Genomic DNA, 282 nt, shown 5'->3' with positions numbered 1-282 from the left:
GGATAGCACGCCAGGGGAAGTGAGGTCGAAGGCGCGAGTCTTCGGAAGCAAGTCGGCGGGACAGCGAGGTTTTGAAAATAAATCGAAACCGAGTTGACAAACCCTAAAAACTTCTTCATAATCTCGTTTCTCTGCTGCTGACAGCGCAGCGCCAAACGGTCCGACGGCAACGTCACCGCGCGGCGCAGGTTTGAAAGCAAGGCAGGCCAGATTTTAGCAGTGCCGCTCTTTAACAACTCAACAACCGATAAGTGTGGGCACTTGATGTGAGTGCGCACCGAT

Annotated in this window: 1 protein-coding gene; it reads right to left on the bottom strand. The window is 53.5% G+C overall.

The window, feature by feature from the left end; genetic code table 11:
- On the bottom strand, window positions 1-282 hold a 282-nt coding region (locus A7V84_RS21410), incomplete at both ends, for a hypothetical protein (protein ID WP_204246493.1).

The sequence above is a fragment of the Bordetella trematum genome (assembly GCF_900078335.1).
Classification (GTDB): Bacteria; Pseudomonadota; Gammaproteobacteria; order Burkholderiales; family Burkholderiaceae_B; genus Bordetella; species Bordetella trematum.
This window is presented reverse-complemented; position numbering and strand designations above follow the sequence as displayed.